This window comes from Tepidimonas sp. (genome assembly GCF_046292505.1).
Lineage (GTDB): Bacteria > Pseudomonadota > Gammaproteobacteria > Burkholderiales > Burkholderiaceae_C > Tepidimonas.
In genome coordinates this window covers 1-508 of the sequence record NZ_JBKBQX010000296.1, presented here as the reverse complement: position 1 = coordinate 508, position 508 = coordinate 1, and the positions used below count along the sequence as shown (strand labels likewise).

Here is a 508-nt window from a genome sequence, read left to right as displayed (position 1 = left end):
CGTCCGAGGGGGCGGTGGCGGAGGTGTCTCGCACGGTGCGCGGCAACGTGGGGTCCCCTACCACCCGCCCCATCGGAGCGGAAGTTTCGTCCACCCCTTGTACGCACGAGATGCGCCGCCGGATGCGGTCGCCGCCTCCGCCATCCTCGGCCGTCTGCCGATGCCGCGCCGGCTGGTGACGGTGCTGGAGGGAGAGAGCCTGGTAAATGACGCGACCGCGCTGGTGCTCTACCGCTTCGCCATCGCGGCGGTCGCGGCCGGCGGCATCGCGCTGGGGGATGCGGCGGGCAGCTTCGTGCTGGTCGCGATCGGCGGCATCGCCATGGGGGCGGCGGTCGGCTGGCTCACCGACCTTGCCTTCCGCCGGCTGCGCGACCCGTTGCTGGAGGTTGCCGCCAGCTTCGTCGCCTGCTTCGCCAGCTTTCTCGCCGCCGATGCACTCGGCCTGTCCGGGGTGATCGCGGTGGTGACCACGGGGCTGCTGCTCGGCCAGTTGCAGCACCGCTCC

Annotated in this window: 1 protein-coding gene; it reads left to right on the top strand. The window is 72.4% G+C overall.

The genetic code is table 11. The features are described from left to right. Positions 1–97: 97 nt before the first annotated feature. Positions 98–508: cation:proton antiporter (locus ACK4TH_RS13360; RefSeq protein ID WP_409627135.1), on the top strand; the 411-nt coding region annotated here is incomplete at its 3' end.